Source organism: uncultured Pseudoxanthomonas sp. (assembly GCF_947498795.1).
Lineage (GTDB): Bacteria > Pseudomonadota > Gammaproteobacteria > Xanthomonadales > Xanthomonadaceae > Pseudoxanthomonas_A.
In genome coordinates, this window is sequence record NZ_CANMLQ010000003.1 from 189,296 (window position 1) to 213,014 (window position 23,719).

Genomic DNA, 23,719 nt, shown 5'->3' on the forward strand with positions numbered 1-23,719 from the left:
GCGCGTTATCACCGTCCGGACCGTCGCGCATTGGAGTCCGCGGTCCGCCTGCATCGTCGCGCGCAGCAGGAACCCGCGGCCGTGCGGGTCTTCACGCGTCGCGGGTGGGGCCGGGTGAGACGATGCCGGCATTCCTGCCCCCACAGGTTCTTCATGACCAACTTCAGGCGCACCTTCGGACGCTGGCTACGCCTGCGCCGGCGGCTCAAGCGATTCCGCCGTACCCGCTTCCCCGTCGATCCCGTCGCCAAGGGCGAAGAGCCCCTCCGGGCGCAACTGCTCAGCGTCGAGCAGATGGAGGCGTACGGCCGGTCGCTTGCGCATGCGCACAAGGTGAAGATGGAGCCGACGGAAGAGCGGCTGTTGGCGCGGCTGCAGTCGAACCAGAAATTACTCGGCGAGGCGAACGACCTGCTCAACGATCTCGTTCGCGAGGAACTGAGGATCTCGCCGGCCGGCGAATGGCTGCTGGACAACTACCACGTCATCGAAGAGCAGATCCAGCTGGCGCGGCGCCACCTGCCCACGGGTTACAGCCGCCAGCTGCCTTCGCTGTCGCAGGGCGCCCTGCGCGGCCTGCCGCGGGTGTATGCGCTGACGATCGAGGCGGTCTCCCACGGTGACGGACGCATCGATGGAGAGACGCTGCGTCGCTTCATCGCAGGCTACCAAATCGTTGCGCCCCTCAAGATGGGGGAACTATGGGCCGTGCCCATCATGCTGCGCCTCGCGCTGATCGAGAACCTGCGCCGCATGGCCTCGCATGTGATGCGCGACGGCGCGCATCGTCGTTTGGCCAGTACGTGGGCAAGGCGGCTGAACCGGGCGGCGATCGACGCGCCCGGTGACGTGGTGCTGATCGTGGCGGACATGGCGCGTTCCACGCCGCCGCTGACGGGCGCATTCGTCGCCGAGCTGATCCGCCGGCTCGATAGCCGCACCGGGCCGCTGGCGCTGCCGGGCGCCTGGCTCGAACAATGGGTCGCAGCCGCGGGCTACCGGATCGATGAGCTGGTCACTGCCGAAAGCCAGCAGCAGGCCGCCGACCAGGTGTCCATCGGCAACAGCATCGGCAGCCTGCGCTTCCTCGCCACGATGGACTGGAAACGCTTCGTGGAAGACATGAGCGTCGTGGACCGGCGCCTGCAGGAAGACCCGGCAGGCATCTACGGCCTGATGGATTTCGGCACGCGCGACGCCTACCGGCACGTGATCGAGAAGATCGCACGTTCCAGTGGTGCGTCCGAGGAAGACGTGGCCGGCGTGGTGGTCACGCTCGCGCGCGCCCATGCCGGGCCCGATGGGCCGGACATGCCTGACATGCCGCGCCCGCAGACCGGGCATGTGGGGTACTGGCTGCTGGACGACGGACTGGATCGCACCCGCGAGGTCGTGGCCAGGGCAGCGCCGGGCTACCGTCGCGCGCGACTCCGCCCACGGCACTATCCGCTGCTGGCGTACCTGATCCCGATCGCCGCGATCATCGCGCTGGCGACGTGGGCGCTCGTGGCCAGCGGCTATGGCGATGTTCCCCTGTGGATCGTCGTGGCGCTGTCCATCGTGGTCTTCAGCGAGCTGGGCATCGCGCTGGTCAACTGGCTGGCGACGCTGCTCGTCGCGCCCCGTCCCCTGCCACGGATGGACTTCAGCACCGGCATACCGGACACCTGTCGCTCCGTCGTCGCCGTGCCGACCATGCTGTCGAGCGAAAAAGGCATCGACAGCCTGGTCGAAGGGATGGAGGTGCGCTTCCTCGCCAATCGCGATGCGCAGCTCAGGTTCGTGTTGCTCACGGATTTCCTGGATGCGCCCAGCCAGTCGATGCCCGGCGATGAGGCGCTCGTCGCGTACGCGGCAGCTCAGATCGAACGGCTCAACCGGCGGTACGCCCCCGAGACGCTGGACCGGTTCTTCCTGCTGCACAGGCCGCGGCAATGGAACGCCTCCGAAGCCGTCTGGATGGGGTATGAACGCAAGCGCGGGAAGCTGTCGGCGCTCAACGCGCTGATCCTGGAAGGGGAGCAGGCTCCCTTCATGCGCATCGTGGGCGATGCCTCGGCGCTCCGGCATGCGAAATACGTCATCACGCTCGATACCGACACCCGCTTGCCGCGGGATGCAGCCCGGGAATTCGTGGCGACGCTGGCGCATCCGCTCAACCGTCCCGTGATCGATCCGCGACGCAACGTGGTGATCCGCGGCTACGGCATCCTGCAACCCAGTGTCGGCAGCAGCCTGAGCGGGCGCAGGCCGTCGCGCTTCGCCACGGTCTTCGGCAGCGAGCCGGGCATCGATCCGTACACGCGGACGGTCTCGGACGTCTACCAGGATCTGTTCGGCGAGGGCTCTTTCGTGGGCAAGGGCATCTACGACGTGGCGGCCTTCGAGCACGTGCTGGCGGAACGCCTGCCCGAGAACCGCATCCTCAGCCATGACCTGCTCGAAGGCTGCTTCGCCCGCGCGGGCCTGGTGAGCGACGTACGCCTGTACGAGGACTATCCGGAACGCTATGCGGCCGACACCAAGCGGCGGGCACGCTGGATGCGCGGCGACTGGCAGCTGCTGCCGTGGCTGCTGCCGCGCATCCCGACCGCCGACGGGACTTGGGAACGCAATCCGCTCAGCTGGCTCTCGCGCGGCAAGCTGCTGGACAACCTCCGGCGCAGCCTGGTGTCGATGGCGGCACTGGCGCTGTTCGTCATCGGATGGGTCCACGCGCCCCAGCCGCTGGCGTGGACGCTCATCGTGCTCGCGCTGTGGTTCGCGCCGGTGATCCTCTCGGCGCTGAAGGACGGTATGACGTTGCCCGACGACATGCCGGCGGAGTCGCACTGGGTGCAGGTCGGGCGCGCGACGGCGCGTTCCCTCCAGCGCGCCGCGCTCAACGTGGCGTGCCTCGCCCATGAAGCGTGGCTGGCCGGCGGCGCCATCGTGCGCACGCTGTGGCGACTCGGCATCAGCCGCCGCCACCTGCTGCAATGGAACCCCTCCAGCGAGGTGGAGCGATCGCTGGCCGGCGACCGGAGCGCCGACTGGCGCGGCATGTTGCCGGGCTCGGTGATCGCGGTCGGCATCGCATTCCTGCTGCTGTGGCTGCGGCCCGACGCGCTGGCGATCGCGGGACCGTTGCTGCTCGCATGGATGTGGGCCCCTGCCGTGATGACCTGGCTGAGCCATCCGCCAGAACGCGAGGATGCGGCACTCAGTCCGCCCCAGCGCGCTTTCCTTGGAAAGCTATCGCGCCGCACGTGGTCGTTCTTCGAGACGTGGATCCGGGAAGAGGACCATTGGCTGCCGCCCGACAACATCCAGGAACATCCCTCGCTGGTCGTGGCCCGGCGCACGTCGCCGACGAACATCGGCTTGTCCCTGCTCGCGAATCTCGCCGCCTGGGACTTCGGCTACCTGCAGGCGGGCGCAGTCGCGGAGCGCACGCGGAACGTCTTCGACACGCTGGAGCAGCTGCCCCGGCACCGCGGTCACTTCCTCAACTGGTACGACACCTCGAACCTGCAGCCGCTTCCGCCGCGTTACGTTTCCACGGTGGACAGCGGCAACCTGGCCGGGCATCTGCTGACGTTGAGGCAGGGACTGCTGGCGATGGTCGATGCGCCCATCCTGGCGCCCACGACGTTCGGCGGCATCGCGGATACCTTCGGTATCGTCGAGGAAGAAGCGGCTGCGCAGCCTGCGCGGAGCGCCGCCGTCACCCTCGAGCTGGCGGCCTTCAGGGGCGGCCTTGCAGCCATCGACACGGATAGCGCCCTCTCGTTGGAGCAGGCGATGTCCTCGCTCACCGGACTGCAGACGCATGCCGCGAATCTGCTGGCGGTCTGGCCGGCGCCATCCGACATGGCGCCCGGCGACCGCCACTGGCCACAGGCGTTGAGTGATGCCTGCACCGGTGCCGTGGAGGCGCTGGCGCTCTTCTTTCCGGACGCGGCCCTGCCGCGCACCGGCGCGTCGCCCGGCCGGACCATCCCGAGCCTGCGGCAACTCGCCACCGCGGGCGAGGATGCGCGGGCGTCGCGGCTGGCGCGGGAACGCATCCGTGAGCTGGAGCGGCTTGCGCACCTGGCCGGGCAGTTCTCGTTGATGGAATACGGCTTCCTGTACGACCGTTCCAGGAACCTCCTGGCGATCGGCTTCAACGTGGACGATCACCGCCTGGACAACAGCTTCTACGACCTGCTCGCATCGGAAGTGCGCCTGGGCGTGTTCGTCGCCATTGCGCAGGGGCAGCTGCCGCAGGAGAGCTGGTTCGCGCTCGGTCGCCTGCTGACCGAAGTCAATGGAATGCCCGCGCTGCTTTCCTGGAGCGGCTCGATGTTCGAGTACCTGATGCCGCAACTGGTGATGCCGGATTACCCGGACACCTTGCTCGACCAGACCATGCACAACGCGGTGGAGGCGCACATCCAGCATGGCAGGAACGTGGGGCTGCCGTGGGGTGTGTCGGAGTCGGGATACAACGCGGTCGATACGCGCATGAACTATCAGTATCGGGCGTTCGGCGTGCCCGGCCTGGGCCTCAAGCGCGGACTGAGCCAGGACAGCGTGGTCGCGCCGTACGCCAGCATGATGGCGCTGATGGTGAACCCCGAAGCGGCCTGCGAGAACCTGCAGCGCCTGCAGGCGCTGGGATTTTCCGGACGCTTCGGCCTGTACGAGGCGATCGACTACACGCCGTCGCGCGTGCCGCCGGGGCAGGAGTGCGTCCTGCTGCGCTCGTTCATGGCGCATCACCAGGGCATGGGCTTCCTGTCGCTGGTGCACCTGCTCGGCAACCAGCCGATGCAGCGGCGTTTCGTCGCCGATGCGGAGTTCCAGGCGACCTTGCTCCTGCTGCAGGAACGCATTCCGCGCGTGGGCGTGTTCCATCCGCACGAGGTGGAAACGCTGGAGACCCGGACGCCGGTGGGCGAGGGCGAAGCGGTACTGCGGGTCATCCGCGATCCGGAAGGCCCGCGTCCTGAAGTGCAACTCCTGTCCAATGGTCGCTATCACGGACTTCTGAGCCACGCGGGGGGTGGTTACAGCCGCCACCACGACATGGCGACCACGCGCTGGCGCGAGGACGGCACCACCGATGCCTGGGGCACCTTCTGCTATCTGCGCGACATCGAGAGCGGGGAATTCTGGTCGACGGCGCACCAGCCGACCTGCGTGCAGGTGGACCAGTACGAAGCCATCTTCTCCGATGCCAAGGCCGAATTCCGGGGCCGCAAGCACGGCTACGAAAGCCATCTCGAAATCGCCATCTCGCCCGAAGACGACATGGAGCTGAGGCGGCTGAAGATCGCCAATCGCAGCCGCCGCGCGCGCACCATCGAGATCACCACCTACGCGGAAGTCGTGCTTGCGCCGCCCGCGTCTGACGACGCGCACCCGGCGTTCAGCAACCTCTTCGTGCAGACCGAGATCGTGCGCGAGAAGCAGGCGCTGTTGTGCACGCGGCGGCCGCGCGCGCACGATGAAGTGCCGCCGTGGCTGGTTCACCTGGTCGCCGTGCACGATGCCGACGTCGCCACGATCTCCTACGAGACGGACCGGTCGGCATTCCTCGGTCGCGGCAATACCCCGCGTGCGCCGAAGGCCTTGACGGGCGCAGTGGCGCTGTCCGACAGCGAAGGTTCCGTCCTGGACCCGATCGTGGCGATCCGCGTGCGGGTGACGCTGGAACCGGAGCAGGTGGTGCAGGTCGACATGGTCTACGGCGTGGCGGCGAGTCGCGAGGCCAGCGAGACGCTGATCGACCGCTATCGCGACCGTCGCCTGGCCGACCGCGTCTTCGATCTCGCATGGACGCACAGCCAGGTCGTGCGTCGCCAGATCAACGCCACCGTCGCCGAGGCGCAGTTGTACGAGCGGCTCGCCAGCCTGGTGGTCTACGCCAATCCGCATCTGCGTGCCCCCGCGGATGTCCTGCAGCAGAACCAGCGCGGCCAGTCGGGGCTGTGGGGGCATGCGATTTCCGGCGACCTGCCGATCGTGCTGCTCAAGGTTCACGACGCCGACAACATCGAGGTGGTGCGGCAACTGGTGCAGGCGCATGCGTACTGGCGGCTCAAGGGACTGCGCGCCGATCTGGTCATCTGGAACGACAGCAAGGCCGGTTATCGGCAGCAGTTGCAGGACCAGATCCTGGGCATGATCTCGGCCGACGCGGAGGCTTCCGTCCTCGATCGGCCGGGCGGCATCTTCGTGCGGCCCGCGCAGAACATGTCGCAGGAAGACCGGACGCTGCTGCAGGCGGTCGCCCGCGTGCTCATCGACGATCGGGAAGGCACGTTGGCCGCGCAGCTCGGACGGCTGGTCCCGCCGAAGCCCTGGCCGGCCGCATTCGCGCCGCGACCGGCTGCCGACGACGCGTCGAGCACCCCTGCGTCGGACGCGGGCGACGAGAACGAAGGGATCGACCCGCGCAGCGGGCTTCCCGCACCATGGGAAGGCGACGAAGAGCAGCGGGAAGCGCTGTGGCCGTTCCTTCCGGTGGAAGCGGAGCGCATGTTCGACAACGGGATCGGCGCGTTCACCGGCGACGGCCGCGAGTATGTCGTGGTGTCGCGCGAAGGCATGCCGACGCCCGCCCCCTGGTGCAACGTGCTGGCCAACGATGCGTTCGGCTGCGTCGTCAGCGAGAGTTCGCCGGGCTACACCTGGTTCGAGAACGCGCATGAGTACCGCCTGAGTCCCTGGCACAACGATCCCGTCTCCGATCTGGGCGGCGAGGCGTTCTACCTGCGCGACGATGCAAGTGGCGAGATCTGGTCGCCCACGCCGCTTCCTTGCCGGGGCAGCGGCGACTACCGGACGCGCCACGGGTTCGGCTATACCGTCTACGAACACCAGGAACGCGGCATCCACACCGAGTTGTGGATCTATGTGGGGGTCGACGAGGCGGTCAAGCACTCGATGCTCCGCATCCGCAACGTGTCGGGCCGGATGCGCACGCTGTCGGCGTTCGGCTACGTCGAATGGGTGCTGGGCGACCTCCGCCACAAGTCCAGGATGCACGTGGTGACCGAAGTGGATCCGGTCAGCGGTGCGTTGATGGCGCACAATCCTTTCAACACCGAGTTCGCCGGCAGGACGGTGTTCTTCGACACCGACGCCAGCGGCTGCAGCTGGACGTCCGACCGCATCGAATTCGTGGGGCGCAACGGAGGTTTGCACCGTCCCGCCGCCCTGAGCCGCGAACGGTTGAGCGGACGTGTCGGCGTCGGGCTCGATCCCTGCGCCGCGATACAGGTGCCGATGACGCTGGGCCCGGGCGAGGAACGCGAGGTGGCTTTCCGGCTGGGCGCGGCGAAGGACCGCGACAGCGCGCTGGCGATGGCGCGTCGCCCGCAAGGCATGCACGACGCGCACGATGCACTGGACGCGGCGCGCATCCATTGGCGGGGCCTGCTGGACTCGATCCAGGTCCGTACGCCGGATGCCGCCTTCGACGCGCTCGCCAATGGCTGGCTGCTCTACCAGACGCTGGGATGCCGCTATCTGGCGCGCAGCGGCTATTACCAGTCCGGAGGCGCGTTCGGCTTCCGGGACCAGCTGCAGGACACGATGGCGACCATCCATGCGCGTCCCGACCTGAGCCGCCGGCACCTGCTCACCAGCGCTGCGCACCAGTTCCCGCAGGGCGACGTCATGCACTGGTGGCATCCGCCGCAGGGACGCGGTGTCAGGACGCGCTGCTCGGACGACTATCTCTGGTTGCCGCTGGCCACCAGCCGCTACCTCGAAGTGACGGCGGACCGTACCGTGCTCGACGAGATCGTCGGTTTCGTCGAGGGCAGGGAGGTCAATCCCGATGAGGAAGGCTATTACGACATGCCGGCAGCCTCTGCACTCCGGAAGACGCTCTACGACCATTGCCTCCTGGCGTTGCGGCGCGGCTGCCGTCTGCTGGGCGAGCGCGGGCTGCCGTTGATCGCCACGGGCGACTGGAACGACGGCATGAATCGCGTGGGCGAAGGCGGGCGCGGCGAGAGCGTCTGGCTGGGTTTCTTCCTGGTGGACACGCTGCGGAAATTCATTCCCGTGGCCGAGGCGCGCGGCGATGCGGAGGTCGCGCGCTGGTGCGCCGAGCAGGCGGATGCGCTCGGCGTCGCGCTGGAGACGCACGCCTGGGATGGCGAGTGGTATCGCCGTGCATGGTTCGACGATGGCACCCCGATCGGTTCGTCCAGCAGCGACGAGTGCAGGATCGATTCGATCTCGCAGAGCTGGTCGGTGCTCTCCGGCGTGGCCGACGCCACGCGTGGCCAGCGGGCCCTCGATGCCCTCTACACGAAGCTGGTGAAGCCCGAGGCCGGCCTGGTGCAGCTTCTCGATCCGCCTTTCGACCGGACGACGCATGATCCGGGCTACATCCGCGGTTATGTCCCAGGGGTGCGCGAGAACGGTGGGCAGTACACGCATGCGGCGGTATGGGCGGCGATGGCGTTCGCGCATGCCGGCGACCCCGAGCGTGCGTGGGAACTGGCCCGCATGATCAATCCCGTCAACCACGCGCTGGATGCCGACGCCGTCCAGGTATACAAGGCGGAGCCGTACGTCATGGCCGCCGATGTCTACGCGGTGGCGCCCCACACCGGCCGCGGTGGCTGGACCTGGTACACCGGATCCGCTGGCTGGATGTATCGGTTGATGATCGAATCGGTGCTGGGCGTGCGACGCAAGGGCGATGTCCTGACGCTGGATCCGCGTACGCCGTCGGCATGGGAGGCATTCGAAGTGCGATATCGGTTCGGCAGCTCGACCTACCGGATCAGCGTCACCCGGGGAACGTCGGGTGACGCGACGGTGATGCTGGATGGCGTTGCGCAGGACGCGCTCGACGTTCCCCTGGTCGACGATGGAAAGCTGCATCGTGTCGTCTACACGACGTGAGACCAGGCATGGAACTACGACCCACCACCGAAGCGAAGTGGCGCAACCTGGTCGACGCGCTTCCCGAGTGGACGAGCCGCGTGCGTCATCCAGCGCAGTTCTGGCCCCAGTTCCACGCGCTGGTCCAAGAAATGGAGCTCGAATGCGGTCCGCGCGAATTGGCGGAGCTGCGCGATCGGGTAAGGGCGCTTGTTGCCAGCCTTGGTGAGGCGGAATGATGGGTGGCTGCCGGCCGACATCCGACCCGCCAGTCCCATGGTTTGATTAAGCGCGTGTACCTCTACAGCCTGCCTGCTACGCATGCCGATCATCGAAGGTGGGCAGCGTGAAAAGCATCGTCAAAGCGTCATCGACACGATCGGCTTGCCGACGTGCGTTGTGCCTTCTGTTCTGCACCGCATTCACGGTCGCCGCGGCACCCGCACCTGCGCCGGCAGCAGCGCCAGCACCCACCGCTGCCATGATGCCTACGGCCGATCGCCTCGAGATCGAGCGGCAGCTGACCGAAGAGGTGCAGGCGCGAGTCAACCGGCAGAAGCGGATCGAGGGACAGGGCAAGGACGTATCCGTGCATGTCGAATTCGACCGCGCCAGCAGCAGAGTGATCGTGGATCTGGGTCGCGGCTATGTCCCCAGGTATGCCGGAGGCGAACTGGAAGACCTGGAAGCGCAACTGAGGACCGTCGTCGAGGAACTGCTGATGGGCCTGGTGGACTTCAGCGGCGTCCAGTTCCGCTACGACGGAAAATCGATCCAGCACTTCCATCCCGATCCGCCGTGGCCGACGTTCCGCTCATCCACCCAGAGCCCAATGGGGTCCCCGCACTGAGACGGTATCCCGTCGGCCCGTCCGCCTTCGACCCGAAGCGGACGTCAGCCCTTGCTTGAAACCTAAGTCCTGATGGGAAGATTTTCGATCAGCTTATCGAGCGTGATCGGGTATTCACGAACGCGCACGCCAGAGGCGTTGTAGATGGCATTTGCGATCGCTCCGCCCACTCCGCAGATGCCGAGTTCGCCCACGCCCTTTGCTTTCATCGGTGAGGAGATGGGATCCGTCTCGTCCAGGAAGATCACCTCCTGATGTGGGATATCCGCATGAACGGGGACCTCGTAGCCGGCTAGATCGTGATTGACGAAGAAGCCCAAACGCTTGTCTACGGCCAACTCTTCCATCAGGGCAGCCCCGGCCCCCATGACCATGGCGCCGATCACCTGGCTGCGAGCCGAGGTTGGATTGAGAATGCGGCCTGCGGCACAAACGGCAAGCATGCGACGGATGCGGATTTCGGCGGTGTAGGCATCCACGCCGACTTCAACGAAGTGTGCGCCAAAGGTCGCCTGCTGAAACTTCTTCTGCAGATCGCCAAATTCAATGGTGTCCTCGGCCACCAGCCCGCCATCGTGGGTGGCTTGGACCAAGGGGATTTCCTTGCCCGCGTCCAGCACGTGGCCGTCGACGAACTGAGCGCGAGCAGGATCCAGCCCGAGCTTGGTTGCCACCGTATCGCGCAACTTGACGCATGCCGCGTACACGCCAGCGGTGGAGCTGTTGGCGCCCCATTGGCCGCCAGAACCCGCAGACACCGGGAAGCTTGAATCCCCCAGCCGGACGTCTACCCGATCCAGCGGGACACCCATCATCTCCGCAGCGGTCTGCGCAATGATCGTGTAAGTCCCTGTGCCGATGTCGGTCATGTCGGTCTCGACAATGACCCGTCCTTGAGGGGTAAGCCGAACGCGTGCGCCGGACTTCATCACCAGGTTGTTGCGGTAGGCCGCCGCAACGCCCATCCCGACCCACCAGCGGCCGTCGCGCACTTGCGCGGGTTTGGCATTGCGTTTGTCCCAGCCGAACTTGTCCGCACCTGTCTTCAGGCATTGCACCAGCTGGCGCTGCGAGAACGGGCGTTCCGGCTTCTCCGGATCGACCTGGGTGTCGTTGAGAATCCGGAACGCCACCGGATCCATGGCCAACTTCTCGGCCATTTCGTCCACGGCTGCTTCCAACGCCATCATGCCCGGTGCCTCCCCCGGCGCACGCATGGCGCTACCCTCCGGGAGGTCGAGTTCGGCCAGCCGCAGCGCGCACTTGCGGTGCTCGCCGGCATAGAGCCAGCGGGTCTGCTGCGTGGCGACCTCGGGACCGCCGCCGGGAAGATCACCGGACCAACTCTCGTGAGCGATGGCCGAAATGCGACCGTCCTTGCCGCACCCAATGCGGATGCGCTGGATGGTCGCAGGCCGGTGGGTCGTGTTGTTGAGGGAGAGCGGGCGCGGCAGCGCCACCTTGACCGGACGCTTGGCTGCACGGGCGCCCAATGCCGCCAACAAAGCATCCGAGCGCAGGAACAGCTTGGATCCGAAGCCCCCGCCAATGAACGGCGAGTCCAGCCGCACCTTGTCCGCCGGGATGCCCAGCGTACGGGCCATGTCCTGCTTGCCCCAGTTGATCATCTGATTGGACGTCCACAAGGTCAGTGCGTCGTCCTGCCAGGCCGCGATGCTGGCATGGGGTTCCATCATCACGTGGGACTGATCGGGCGTGGTATAGGTCACATCCAGTTGGACAGGCGCGGACGGGAAATTCGCGTTGAAGTCACCAGCCCCGGTATCGGGATCGCTCTTGGGCATGGTGGCCGAGGCTTTCGCTGCAGCGAGGTCGAAGCGACCCTTGGTGCGCGCGTAGTCCACCTTAACCAACTGGGCTGCGGCACGCGCCTGCTCGAACGTCTCCGCCACCACCAGGGCTACCGCCTGGTGGTAGTGCTGGACGTCCGAGACGGCCAGCAGATGCGCGGTGTTGAAGTTGCCCTTGGCCAGAGTGCCGGCATTCTTGCCGGTGACCACGGCCAGCACACCAGGTGCGGCGCGCGCGGCCGAGGTGTCGATCGAGACGATGCGGCCTTTAGGAATCGTGGCGCAGACAGGATAGCCGTAGGCCTGGTTGGCCACCACGTCGTGCCGCTCGTAGGCATAGGGCGCGCTTCCGGTAACTTTGCGCGGGCCATCGATCCGCGCGGTGGGCTTGCCGACGACTTTAAGCTGATCGATGGGGTTGGTAGTGGCGGGGGTGTCGAATTTCATGAGCGCACTCCTGCATCGGCCAACACGGAGGCGATGGTCCGCTCTACCAGAGGCACCTTGAACGCGTTGAGTTCGCTGGTCCTGGCGCCAGCCAGCAAGGGCGTGGCCACGGCGACTGCGCCGTTGGGCAACTCGCGCTCTGCCTCCTCCACGCGCCACGGGCGCGCCGCAACGCCTCCCAAGGCGACTCGGCCTTTGCCGTCGCGCTGGACGATGGCGGCCACGGAGACCAATGCAAAGGCATACGATGCGCGATCGCGCACCTTGCGGTAGAAATGCTTGCCACCCACCGGCTCGGGCAAGATCACGGCCGTGATCAGTTCGCCCAGCTCCAGCGCCGTTTCCAGATGCGGCGTGGTGGCAGGCAGTCGATGGAACTCACCCACAGGGATCTGCCGCGTGCTGCCATCGGGTTTGACGGTCTCCACGACCGCATCCAAAGCGCGCAGCGCCACGGCCATGTCACTGGGATGGGTCGCAATGCAGGACTGGCTGGTGCCGAGAATCGCGTGGGTACGGTCGAAGCCGCCGATAGCCGCACATCCACTGCCCGGCAGGCGCTTGTTGCACGGCTGGGCCGTGTCGTAGAAGTAGGGGCACCGGGTACGCTGCAGGAGATTGCCCGCGGTCGTGGCGCGATTGCGCAACTGGCCCGACGCGCCGGCCAATAAGGCACGGGACAGTACTGCGTAGTCCTTGCGCACTTGGGCATCGGCGGCCAGATCGGTATTGCGGACCAGCGCACCGATCCGCAGTCCGCCATCAGCGGTTCTCTCGATCTTGTCCAGGGGCAATGCGTTGACATCGACCAGATGGGTCGGGGTTTCCACCTCCAGCTTCATCAGATCGACCAGATTCGTCCCGCCGGCGATGAAGCGCGCACCCGGCGAGCGCGCGACCGCGGCTGCCGCCTCCGCAGGGGTTCTTGCTCGCTCGTAAGAGAAGGCCTTCATGAGCGTGCTCCGGAGACATCGGTCATTGCGTCGATGATGTTGGAGTAGGCGCCGCAGCGGCAGATATTGCCGCTCATACGTTCACGTAGCTCCTCGGCACTGACGCGCGGTTGCTCGGTCAGGTCTGCGGTGACATGACTGGGGATCCCATCCTTGATCTCGTCCAAGACCGCGACCGCAGAGCAGATCTGACCGGGTGTGCAATACCCGCACTGATAGCCATCGTGATCAACAAAGGCCTTCTGCATCGGATGCATGGCCTCAGGCTTGCCAAGCCCCTCAATCGTGGTGATCTCATCGCCCTCATGCAGGACGGCCAAGCTGAGACACGCGTTCACCCGCCGGCCGTCCACCAGCACGGTGCACGCACCGCACTGGCCGTGATCGCAGCCTCTCTTGCTACCTGTCAACTTGAGGTGCTCGCGCAAAGCGTCAAGCAGGGTGGTGCGCGTGTCCAGCGTAAGCGTGTGCGCCGCACCGTTGACGCTGAGACTCACCCGGGACATGACCGGCGGTCTGGCCGCAGGCGATGCCCCTTGGACCGCAGAGGCCAAGGCCCCCGGTACCGTGCTGGCGGCCACGGTGGACGCGCTCGCCAGGAGCATTTCCCGGCGACTGAACTTGAACGGTTCTTGCGGTGTTGTCATGGCGATGACCCTTTGGCTGCAAGCCAAGCGGGAGTGCCGAGGCACCGGCTTGCCTGTGGCTAGATGCTTTAATGTGTAGCACAGCGTGCTTATTGCACTGTGAAAGATACGGCGAGCCGTTGCGTGAATGCGCCATGCCGGTGCCGGCTGTTCTGTTCTTCGCTGTGCGCCTCATAGTTGCGGTACTTGTCGGGTGTACTGGCATCCTGGGCATCGCTGCCGGGATCAGTGGGGACACGGATGGCCTGTCGTGATCGCCGTGATCTTGTAATCGACTCGATTGCGGGCATGCGTGGTGATGGAGGCGTGATGTGGCAGCCTCGACATTCACCCGATACTCACCGGCTGCGCGAACAATCGGTCATGGATCGACACGAGGCACATGCATGACTACCGCCCCCCTACCGCCGAGCGAGGGCAAGCTGTCCCGTCGCGCCGCCATCCTGCACTTCCTGTTCCGTTACCGGAAATCCGGCGTCTTCCACGGCCTGACGCTTGAGCCAGCAATGCTGGAAGCCGATGCGGTGGAAGAGGGCAGTCCGGAACGCTTCGCCGACGAACTTGAAGCATTGGGACCTACGTTCGTGAAGCTGGGCCAGATGCTGTCCACGCGCCCGGACCTGGTGCCGCCCGCGTACGCGTCCGCACTGGAGCGGATGCAGGAAAAAGTGTCGCCGGTGCCGTTCGAAGTAATCCGTGAACAGGTAGAGGAATCGCTGGGCGTGCGCATCAGCAAGGCCTACGCCAGCTTCGAAGAAACACCGCTGGGCTGCGCCTCGCTGGCGCAGGTGCATCGCGCCACGCTGCGCGACGGCCGCGAGGTAGCGGTGAAGGTGCAACGGCCCGGGGTGGCGCAGCAGCTGATGAGCGACCTTGAGCTGCTGCGCGGCATCACCGATACGGCGGACCGATTCACCAGCGTCGGCCGCAACGTGCGCTTCTCCGAATGGCTGGGCGAGTTCTCCCGCTCGCTGACCGCCGAACTCGATTACGTGGCAGAAGCCGAGAACCTGGACCGCTTCAGGCTGCATCTGGCGCCGTTCCGACAACTCTGGGTGCCCGCGCCGATCTGGGACTACACGGGCAAGCGCGTGCTGACGATGGAGCTCGCCGATGGCCGCCGCGTGGATGAAATCTCCGGACTGCGCCGGACCGAGCAGGGCATGAGGCCGCTGGCCGAGGATCTGCTGCGCGGCTATCTGGACCAGATTTTCGTACATGGCGAGATCCATGCCGATCCGCATCCCGGCAATCTGCGCGTCACCGAAGACGGGCGGTTGGCGATCTTCGATCTGGGCATGGTGGCCAACCTGCCGCCGCGCCAGCGCGACCGCCTGCTGAAGCTTCTGTTCGCCGCAGTGGACGGTCGCGGGGAACAGGTGGCGGAAGAGTGCATCGCACTCGGCATCCGCCTGGAAGACTACGACGAGCCGCGCTTCCTGCGCGAAGTCGGACAACTGGTGGCCCGCTACGGTGCGCACCAGACGTCGATGTCGGAAGGTCGGGTGGTGCTGGAGCTGGTGCGCATTGCGACCCATTGCGGCCTGCGGCCCCCGCCCGAGCTGAGCCTGCTCGGCAAGACGTTGTTGAACCTCGATGCGGTCTGCCACCTTCTGTCGCCCGAACTCGACACCCAGGGCGTGGTGGAGGACCAGCTGCAGCACGTCATGCGTGCCCGCCTGCGCAAGTCGCTTTCTTCGCCCAACGTGGCCAGCGAGATGATGGAAGTACAGGCCTTGCTGCGCGACGGTCCGCGCAAGCTGTCGGACATCCTGTCGTTGGTGGCCGAGAACCGGTTCCAGCTTCGGGTCACCGGACTGGAAGAGTCGCGGCTGATGGAAAACCTGCAGAAGATCGCCAACCGCATTGCGGTAGGTTTGATCACGGCCTCGCTGATCCTGGCGTCGGCGATGATGATGCGGGTGTCCTCGACGCACACGTTGTGGGGATATCCGGTCGTGGCGCTGGTCCTGTTCCTGCTCGGCGTGGCGCTGGGTGCCGGCATCATCGTCAGTTCGCTGCTCAGCGACCACCGCGCGCGTTCGCGGGAGGAGCGCGGCCCGCGCTGATGCGTCCCGCTTCCGCGTTGCCTCCGTCATCACGAAGCCGGCGCTAGGCTCGACCCATAGACGACGGAGCACGCCCATGGCGAAGAAGACGGCGAGTAAGGTCACAAAGGCAGTGGTTAGCGAAGCCAACGCGACCTCGTCGCGCCAGCGTGCCCTGCAGCGAGAGGCATTGAAGAAGGCAGCCGCCGTGCCCAAGCCGAAGAGGAAGGCAGTGCAGGCTGGCGTACGCGCGCAGCCCAAGCCGCCGCTGCCGAAACAGCACCTCGACAAGCCGGGCAACGAGGGCGACCTGCAGCTGCAACCGAAATTCCTGGCGCCCGATTATGCCGGCAGCGGCAAGCTGCAGGGCATGACCGCGATCGTGACGGGCGGCGATTCCGGCATAGGGCGTGCAGTCGCGGTGCTGTTCGCCCGTGAAGGCGCCGACGTTGCCGTGCTGTATCTGGACGAACACGAAGATGCGCGTGTCACCGCCGAGCATGTCGAGGCCGAGGGGCGCCGTTGTCTGGTGATCGCTGGCGATGTCCGCGATCCCGCGTTCTGCGAGACGGCCGTGGCGAAGACGCTGGAGGCATTCGGGCGACTCGACGTGCTGGTCAACAACGCCGCATTCCAGCAGCACGCGATGCGGCTGGAGGACATCAGCGATGCCCAGCTCCAGGAAACGCTGCAGACCAACATCGGTGGCTACTTCAACATGGCGCGCGCCGCGCTACCGCACATGCAGGAAGGCGGTTGCATCATCAATTCCGGCTCCGAAACCGGCATCTTCGGTAGCCAACACCTGCTCGACTACTCGGCGACGAAGGGCGCAATCCACGCGTTCACCCAATCGCTGGCCAGCAACCTGCTCCCGCGCGGCATCCGCGTGAATGCGGTGGCGCCGGGCCCGGTGTGGACGCCGCTGAATCCTGCCGACAAGAAAGCAGAGGATGTGGCAACGTTCGGCAAGGACAGCGACATGGGACGCCCCGCGCAGCCGGAAGAAATCTCGCCAGCCTATGTGTTCCTCGCTTCGCCGATCACGGCGTCGTATGTCAACGGCGTGATCCTGCCCGTGATGGGGGGTCCCCGCGGCTGAACCAGCGGGATCTCCCTGCGGCCTTCGATGCAGGGCGATGCCGGTCCAGGACCCTCCGGTGCAGGCGGAATCCGAACCGCCACAGCGTGGTCCAAGCGGTTGCTGTGCGACCCTCTTCACTTCGGGTGTTGGCGCAGTTCCGCGTTTTCGCAGAAGCTGGCACAACGCGATCCCTCAGGTCCGATGCTTCGCCTGGATGATCTCCGTCGTCCGCTCACCGAAGACGACGCGCGGCGCTCGTGTTGCCTCTGGGCACGTCGGCATGATCGATGCGTCCGCGTTACGCAGTTGCTCGACGCCATAGACCTGCACGTTGCTGGTGACGTCGTAGATCAGGTCTTGCCCCCTCTTTGGGGTGCATGCCGGATGCCAGAAGGTCACCGGCGGCAGGAACATGGCGGGATCTCCATGCGCACATCCGTGGCACCGTCGCCGACGCTCGTGCGTCATGCTGTCCGCTTTCGGTCGCGACACGCGCGGCTCGCTGGCACACGCAGCTATGCCGGCGCCTACGACGACGCATGGTGCGGGTCAATCAGCGTCGCGCAACACGTTGGCGCTGCGCGTGGACTTCTGCCCGGCAGGCGGCGTCGCCGCTGGCAGAATTCAGCTACGACGCTCCGGGCCTCCTGTTCGAGCCGACGAAACAGGAAGGGAATTTGGAGTGCGGATGCCGCTAGTGATATGTCGAGAGATTACGCAACCCTTTCCGCGTTCTTCCTCTTGACGATGACCACGCCCGTGTCAGTGCGACAGCGATCCCAGCAACAGTCCTGCCCCGAACAGCGTCCAGTCATTGAGCACATGCGCGCCGGTCGACACCCACAGATTCCGCGAGAACAGGTACGCCAGACTCAGTACCAGCCGGGCGCTGCCGATGATCACCAGGCACTGCACCAGGTCCCACTGGTAGGTGGGCAGGTGCGCCAGCGCGAATGGGATGGCCGACAGTAGCCACGCCAGCACCAAGGCAGTGCGTCGCGCCAGCCTCATGCGGGTATGCAGCCACCACAGCAGTGCGAGCAAGGGCAGGATGGTCAGCAGCTCCTCGCCCAACAGCTGCGGCACCATCGCCGCGAACGCCATGACACGGGTGGCCGTATCCGCTTCGCCCATCGATTTGAACGCGGGATTGGCCGACCCATGGTCCAGGCCGTTCAGCAGCAGCCCGATCAGCAGGGTGACCACCAGGTTCAAAGCGGCGATGCCGACCATCAGCAACAGGTCGCGGCCGCTAGGGCGATGGAACAAGGCCGTCCAGGCGCGACCGACAACGAGGGCCAGGGCGCACAGCGGCACGCCGCAGAAAAGCAGCACGGGAATCCACATGCCCCATGGCTGGGCAGGACGTGTCCACGCTGCCACCAGCAGCCAGAACGCCAGCGCCACGCTCGCCATCACGACAAGCCATTGCGGACCGGAAAGGCTGACGGGCCTGCCGGCGTAAAAAGGAAAGTCGGGATGATCCTGCGAACCGGTCGGATGCATGGACGACTCCGCGAGCGTACGGCTGCATTTAAGCATGGGTCCATGCAATATGTGACACGACCTGATGCTCGTGCCATCTCGACAAGGACACCGCGATGATCCGGACCACACTGATCGCATGGCTGGGGCTCCTGCTGCTTCCCCTCTGTGCGCATGCCGTGCCGTCATGGGGGGCGAAGACTTCCAGCCCTGCCGGCACGCCGCCGGCCGCGCTCAAGCCCGGCGAATGGGTCTGGGGCGGCGATGCCAAGGACATGGGGCCGATGGCGGTGGTGGTCAGCCTGACCGAGCAGCGCGCCTACGTGTACCGCAATGGCCTGTTGGTAGCGGTGTCGACCGTCAGCAGCGGCAAGCCCGGACATGAGACGCCGACCGGGGTGTTCACCATCCTGCAGAAGGACAAGGATCATCACTCCAGCAAGTACAACGATGCCCCCATGCCCTATCAGGAGCGCCTGACATGGGATGGCGTGGCGCTGCATGCCGGCGGCTTGCCGGGCTATCCCGAGTCGCACGGCTGCGTGCACTTGCCCACGGAGTTCGCACGACTGCTGTTCGAAGCCACCAACATGGGCATGGTCGTGGTGATCGCGAAGGAAGGGATGGCCCCTGAAGATCTCGTGCATCCTCCCGTCGCCAGCCCGATCGATCCCAGGACGGGGGCGGAGAACGCCGCCCCGCTGCTGGGCGCGGCCGAATCCTTCCGCTGGGAGCCGCAGAAATCGCCGACCGGTCCGCTGTCGATGGTGATGAGTACCGCGGACCGCCGCCTGTTCGTCTTCCGTAACGGCATCGAGATCGGACGCGCGCGTGTGGATTTCCGGGATGGTCCCGCACCGCAAGGTACACACGCTTACCTCGTATCCGGTGCCACGCCGGGTCAGGCGCCGACATGGCGCCGCATCGGCATTCCCGGCCGTGAGGACGAGGCCGGCCAGGAGGTCGCCGAGAAGGATGCAGCACGCATCGTGGTGCCGGCGGCTTTTACCGCTGCGGTCTCGCCGCTGCTGCGGCCGGGCGTCGTGCTGCTGCAGACCGACCTGCATGTGCTGCCGGAGACCACCGGCGCGACGGTACAGGTGCTCAACGGGGATGTGCCGACCCTGTAGCCACGCGTTCGGAGGTGGGTCTTCACGCTGCCGTGGTCGTCAGGAGGTGATGCTCGACCACGGTGGACGGCGAGCCTCACACCCGCTGCGCAGGTGGTAACGCGCATCAACGGGGACACGCACGTCAGGTGCGCCGCACGCAAGGAAGCACAACTCAGGCCCGATCGTTGATCCAGACACGTATATCCCGAAGTCGAACCCCATCAGGAGAATCGCCATGCGTAGTCGCCTTTCGCGTTCCGTCACTCTCTTCACCCTGCTGGCAGCGCCTTTCGTCGCATCCGCGCAGACGCCGCCCGATGTGGAAGACCTGGTCGGCGCGCGCGGTGCCGGCGGCGAAACCCAGCTGCAGTCGCGAGGCTATGAGCAGCGCGATTCCAACACCGTGCGCGACCAGCGTTTTACCTTCTGGTGGAACGCGAAGCGCAGCCAGTGCATCTCCGTCTCCACCATGGATGGCCGCTATGCCTCGATCCAGTCCGTGCCGGCCGCCAACTGTGGTGCGTCCGGGGGTGGATCAGGCGGCGCATCGTCGCGTCCGTATCCGTCCAGCGAGCGCGATCCCAATTCGCTCGTGTTGGTCTGCTACGGCGCCGGCACGCGTCCGACGGTGACCAGCGAGCCGAACTACAGCTGGGACGACAAGCGCAACAAGTGGCACGAAGCCGATACCGTGCGCGCTACCACCGAAGGCTTCAGCAGCGACGTGCAGATCGAACTGTATGGCGACCACGGCCGGATCCACCTGGGTGCGCCGCTGATTCCGCCGATCAACTCGCACGGCGATCATGGCTGGTGGGATCTCGACAACCTGCAGGTCGGTTCCGACCGCATCACCGCGAGCTATCGCCTCAATGGCATGAACAAGCCGCGCCTGACCGTCGACCGCCGTTCCGGCCGCATCAACATCGAGGGTGGCACGACGTTCTCGGGCCAATGCGACATCGGCAACTATGGGGGGGGTCAACGCCGGTTCTGAATGAGCTCGACATGGCGGCGCCAAGGGAGTGGCGTTCGGTGCCGACACCGGCTGGCACTGGAACCACGTCGTGAGGTGTCAGCAGCACGTGCTGCGGTCGCTGTTGATCGGGACTGAAAGAGAGGAGTGCGAGACAGGGGGCGATGCAACCCGCATCGCCCTCTCGCGTGCGAATGACGGAAGCGAGGCAGGGCCTGCATCTGCCGCGTGAGGCCATGCGTATGTACGGCAGCCCTCACGGAACGACGCAATGCGTGCCGATGCGACACGTTTGATCCTCAATCTGCTCGGCAACCAGGTGGTGTGGTTCGTTGCCGTGATCGCTGCCGGGCAGGGACAGGCATGGCCCGGGGTGCTCGCGGCGTTCGCCTTTGTCGCGTTGCATCTGCGAAGCGCACCGCGGCCCGGGGATGAGATTCGCCTGGTGGTACTCGCGGTGCTGTGCGGGGTGGTCGTCGACGGCGTGGCGGCGTGGCAGGGTTGGGTCGTCTATCGCGCCGCCACCTTCGGTACCGCGATGGCGCCACCGTGGATCCTGGCGCTGTGGGCATCGCTGGCGGTCACGGCCCATACGGGCATGCGGTCGCTGCAACCGCGTCCTTGGGCCGCCGCGCTGCTGGGGGGTATCGGCGGTCCCTTGGCCTACCTGGCAGCGGCCCGGGGATGGGACGCCGCGCAGTTCCCCGTGCCTGCGTGGCGGGGCGTGTGCTGGCTCGCGATTGCGTGGGCGATGGCACTGCCTTTGTTGCTGGGTGTCGCGAGACGGCAGGTGACGCGCAGCGCGCTGCGTTGAGCGGCACGGGCCCGCGCGGTCAGCGTTCGGCTTTCTCCCGCAAGCCGTCTTCGTTCTTGTCAGTCGCGTATCCCGAAGGTCAGGCAGCTGCTGCCCTGCCACTGGATCTCGAGAGGCTCGCCGGCGTCTTCAACGGTTTCGACGGAAGGATCCTTGCCGCTGCCCAGGTTGAGTTGGCGGTCGGCTTGCTTGCTCACGCCGATCGTCACCACCAGCCGGCTGCCGGCGGCCAGCTTGCGTCCGATCACGCGCGTGTCCTTCACGACAAGGCGTTGGAGCTCGCCCGGCTGCAACAGGCGCCGCTGCCGCCGGTCTTCGCTGTAGCTCGCTCGTTGTAGCCACCATGCAAGATCGAGGTATTCGCCGTCCGCATTCCGTTCGTAGACGCCGATGGCCAGGTCGACATCCCGCTTGTTGACGGTGAAGTCGAGCACGCCACCGAACGGGCCCGCGAGTTCGATCTCCTGCATCACGGCGTCGCCCACGAATGCCAGGCCCAGGTGCGGATCCAGTCCGGTCGTGACAACCTGCTGCGGCGGTGCCCAGTCCGCGTCTCGGCGGTCGCTGAAGTCAACGCGTTGCGACGCCACAACGCCTGGACGCGATCGCGGGGAAAGCGTGTAGGTGTCGATCGTCGCGCCAGGCGCCAGACACCACGACTGCGTGCGTGTGGCCATCGTCTCCAGCGTGTCAGCATGGCGCCACGCATCGGCACCCATGACCTGCCAATTCACGCGGCCGGCCAGCAGGTCGGGTTTCGGTGCACCTTTGAAGACATGATCGAACCAGGCTAACCGCAGGGCCTGGAGGTTGATGCGCGCAGCGGCATCCGGTGCATAGCCCTGCACGCTCGGAGGCACGCCCGCCTGCATGGTGATGTGTTCGTAGGGACCGATGACCAGCGTGTGGTCGGCGTCCGCGCGGTGGCGCAGGTGCTGGCGGAAATAGTGCAGAACGCCCGCCTGCGCACCATCGAAGTAGCCCGTCGTCGCCAACACCGGGACCCCGATACGGGCGTACTCCTCGCCCTGGGGGATCATCGACTGCCAATACGCGTCGTAATCCGGATGCTGCAGCCATTCCAGGAACAACGGATTCGCGCTGCCATCGACCTGTGGCCGATCCCGGTACGCGAGACCGCGGGCATAGGCCTCGCGGTCGAGCTTGAGCCAGCGTTCGCCATCGCCATACCGTGCGTTGTCCAGCCAACGGTTGCTCGCGGTGTACAGCGGCCAGGGATACATGAAGTTGAGGAAGACGTTGCCTTCCATGGGAATGTCGATGCCGGGCGCCGCCGAGGCGGACGTGGCGATGGCCTTCAATGCCGGCGGCAGGTGCTTCAGTGCCGCCCACTGCGCGAAGCTGTTGTAGCTGCCGCCGAACATGCCCACGCGTCCATCGCTCCAGGGCTGTGTTGCGATCCAGCCGATGACCGCGGCGGCATCGGTTCCGTCGTGCTTGAACGGGGCGATGGCATCCGGACTGCGGCCCTTGCCGCGACTGTACGCCACCGCGCCGACATAACCGTGCGCGGCCATCGTCTTGGCATCGCCCCAAGCCACGTCATCGTCGGCGTAGACGGTGAACTGCAGCAAGGTGGGCAGTCGAGGGGCCGCCGCCGGGCGTACGACGAGGGTGGCGATGCGTGCGCCGTCCGGCGTGGGCACCAGGACATCACGATCAATGCGGTAGCGAAGGGCGTCGTCTTCCCGCAGCGCATCCGCGAACAGCGGTTGCAGCGCCACGTAGACACGATGGACTTGGTACGCACGGATGAGGTCGATAGCGTCCGGCAGCGGCACGCGTCGCTTCCCCGCGATCTTCGCCAGCGCCGCATCCAGATCGCCGCGGACGCGCGTCACCGATGTTCCGAAGGCGAACTCCGCCTGCAGGGCCCTCCTGTCGTCGAGCGCACCGAACCGTTGCGCGAACGCCTGGCGCCACGCGTTCGTGAAAGACATTCCCTGCTGCGCCTGCAGGACGTTCGCGCGCGCGTGGATCTCGTACTGGAGGAAGACCGGCGGCTGCGACGGCGGATCGTTGCGCAGCAGGCGGAGTGCATCGATGCTTTCGATCGCCTGCGCGTACTGGCCGGCGACCATCTGCAGCCGGAATCGCGTGCCGAGATAGCGCGCCCGGTCCTCGTCCTGGTGCAGTCTGAGTACGTCCCGCGCGAGGCCGGGCATCGCTTGGTCGATGTCGCCACCTTGGAGTCCTGCAGGAACCGGCACTTCCGGTACCTGTGCGAACGACGGCAGACAGAGGATCGTAAGGATAAGTCCCAGCAGTCGTTTCATATCGGCCGGAGTCAGGCATACAGGCATGCAGCTTGGCATGCTGCCCTTGCAGCAGGGAAGTGACCAAGGCATGCCGGCGCGAGGCGATGCATCTCGTAACCTAGTGCGGTGCCGACCCAGTGCCTCCGGCATACTGATGGCCTACCGCCCGGATAGCGAAGCATGACGGTGTTGAGCAGAAGCATGGACATTGAAGTGCAGGCGATGGGAGGGTGCCGTGCAGCCAGCGGCGCTGTCGCCCCCGGATCTGATTCGTACTGTTTCGCAGGAAGAGCGCGCTGGCAGCGGACCGTCGACCAGCCGTGCACTCGTCGTCAGTGT

The 23,719-nt window shown here is 66.1% G+C and carries 14 protein-coding genes; 8 read left to right on the forward strand and 6 right to left on the reverse strand.

Annotated features, from left to right (window positions below; translation table 11 throughout):
• Positions 1–153 precede the first annotated feature (153 nt).
• From Q0907_RS10320 to Q0907_RS10330, 3 genes are all read left to right on the forward strand, one after another.
• A complete protein-coding gene (locus Q0907_RS10320) occupies positions 154–8,895 on the forward strand; it encodes a glycoside hydrolase family 94 protein (RefSeq protein WP_299344237.1) in 8,742 nt (2,913 codons plus the stop codon).
• A gap of 8 nt (positions 8,896–8,903) precedes the next feature.
• Positions 8,904–9,113 carry a hypothetical protein gene (locus Q0907_RS10325; protein WP_299344239.1) on the forward strand — a complete coding sequence of 70 codons (210 nt, stop codon included), beginning with the start codon at positions 8,904–8,906 and terminating at the stop codon, positions 9,111–9,113.
• A gap of 245 nt (positions 9,114–9,358) precedes the next feature.
• Positions 9,359–9,724 carry a hypothetical protein gene (locus Q0907_RS10330; protein ID WP_299344241.1) on the forward strand — a complete coding sequence of 122 codons (366 nt, stop codon included), beginning with the start codon at positions 9,359–9,361 and terminating at the stop codon, positions 9,722–9,724.
• Between the two features lie 62 nt (positions 9,725–9,786).
• On the opposite strand, the gene paoC is transcribed toward Q0907_RS10330, so the two are convergent.
• The 3 genes from paoC to paoA are packed head-to-tail and all read right to left on the reverse strand — an operon-like array spanning position 9,787 to position 13,582.
• Positions 9,787–11,982 (reverse strand): aldehyde oxidoreductase molybdenum-binding subunit PaoC, encoded by a 2,196-nt coding sequence (gene paoC, locus Q0907_RS10335; RefSeq protein WP_299344243.1) that lies wholly within the window; start codon positions 11,980–11,982, stop codon positions 9,787–9,789.
• Positions 11,979–12,935 carry a xanthine dehydrogenase family protein subunit M gene (locus Q0907_RS10340; RefSeq protein WP_299344245.1) on the reverse strand — a complete coding sequence of 319 codons (957 nt, stop codon included), beginning with the start codon at positions 12,933–12,935 and terminating at the stop codon, positions 11,979–11,981. The genes paoC and Q0907_RS10340 overlap by 4 nt, the downstream gene beginning before the upstream one ends.
• Positions 12,932–13,582 carry an aldehyde dehydrogenase iron-sulfur subunit PaoA gene (gene paoA / locus Q0907_RS10345; RefSeq protein WP_299344247.1) on the reverse strand — a complete coding sequence of 217 codons (651 nt, stop codon included), beginning with the start codon at positions 13,580–13,582 and terminating at the stop codon, positions 12,932–12,934. The genes Q0907_RS10340 and paoA overlap by 4 nt, the downstream gene beginning before the upstream one ends.
• 386 nt (positions 13,583–13,968) lie before the next feature.
• On the opposite strand from paoA, the gene Q0907_RS10350 reads away from it, so the two are divergent.
• Entirely contained in the window at positions 13,969–15,651 is a 1,683-nt protein-coding gene (locus Q0907_RS10350) for an AarF/UbiB family protein (RefSeq protein WP_299344249.1), read from the forward strand.
• Positions 15,652–15,727: 76 nt separating this feature from the next.
• Complete coding sequence (locus tag Q0907_RS10355) at positions 15,728–16,732, forward strand: SDR family oxidoreductase (protein ID WP_299344251.1); 1,005 nt, start codon at positions 15,728–15,730, stop codon at positions 16,730–16,732.
• Between the two features lie 174 nt (positions 16,733–16,906).
• On the opposite strand, the gene Q0907_RS10360 is transcribed toward Q0907_RS10355, so the two are convergent.
• A complete protein-coding gene (locus Q0907_RS10360; protein WP_296279206.1) occupies positions 16,907–17,128 on the reverse strand; it encodes a GMC oxidoreductase in 222 nt (73 codons plus the stop codon).
• A 348-nt stretch (positions 17,129–17,476) separates the two neighbouring features.
• The gene (locus tag Q0907_RS10365; RefSeq protein ID WP_299344253.1) at positions 17,477–18,220 is read right to left on the reverse strand and encodes a CPBP family intramembrane metalloprotease; all 744 of its coding nucleotides are present in this window, start codon (positions 18,218–18,220) and stop codon (positions 17,477–17,479) included.
• A 95-nt stretch (positions 18,221–18,315) separates the two neighbouring features.
• Between Q0907_RS10365 and Q0907_RS10370 the strand changes: the two genes are divergently transcribed.
• From Q0907_RS10370 to Q0907_RS10380, 3 genes are all read left to right on the forward strand, one after another.
• Entirely contained in the window at positions 18,316–19,329 is a 1,014-nt protein-coding gene (locus Q0907_RS10370; protein WP_299344255.1) for a L,D-transpeptidase, read from the forward strand.
• A 217-nt stretch (positions 19,330–19,546) separates the two neighbouring features.
• Entirely contained in the window at positions 19,547–20,308 is a 762-nt protein-coding gene (locus Q0907_RS10375) for a hypothetical protein (protein WP_299344257.1), read from the forward strand.
• Between the two features lie 250 nt (positions 20,309–20,558).
• Positions 20,559–21,101: a DUF2878 domain-containing protein gene (locus tag Q0907_RS10380; RefSeq protein WP_299344258.1), complete on the forward strand. Its 543-nt coding sequence runs from the start codon at positions 20,559–20,561 to the stop codon at positions 21,099–21,101.
• 59 nt (positions 21,102–21,160) lie between these two features.
• Here the strand turns inward: Q0907_RS10380 and Q0907_RS10385 are convergent, their stop codons facing one another.
• Positions 21,161–23,398, reverse strand: coding sequence for a CocE/NonD family hydrolase (locus Q0907_RS10385; protein WP_299344261.1), 2,238 nt, complete (start codon positions 23,396–23,398; stop codon positions 21,161–21,163).
• Positions 23,399–23,719: the final 321 nt, after the last annotated feature.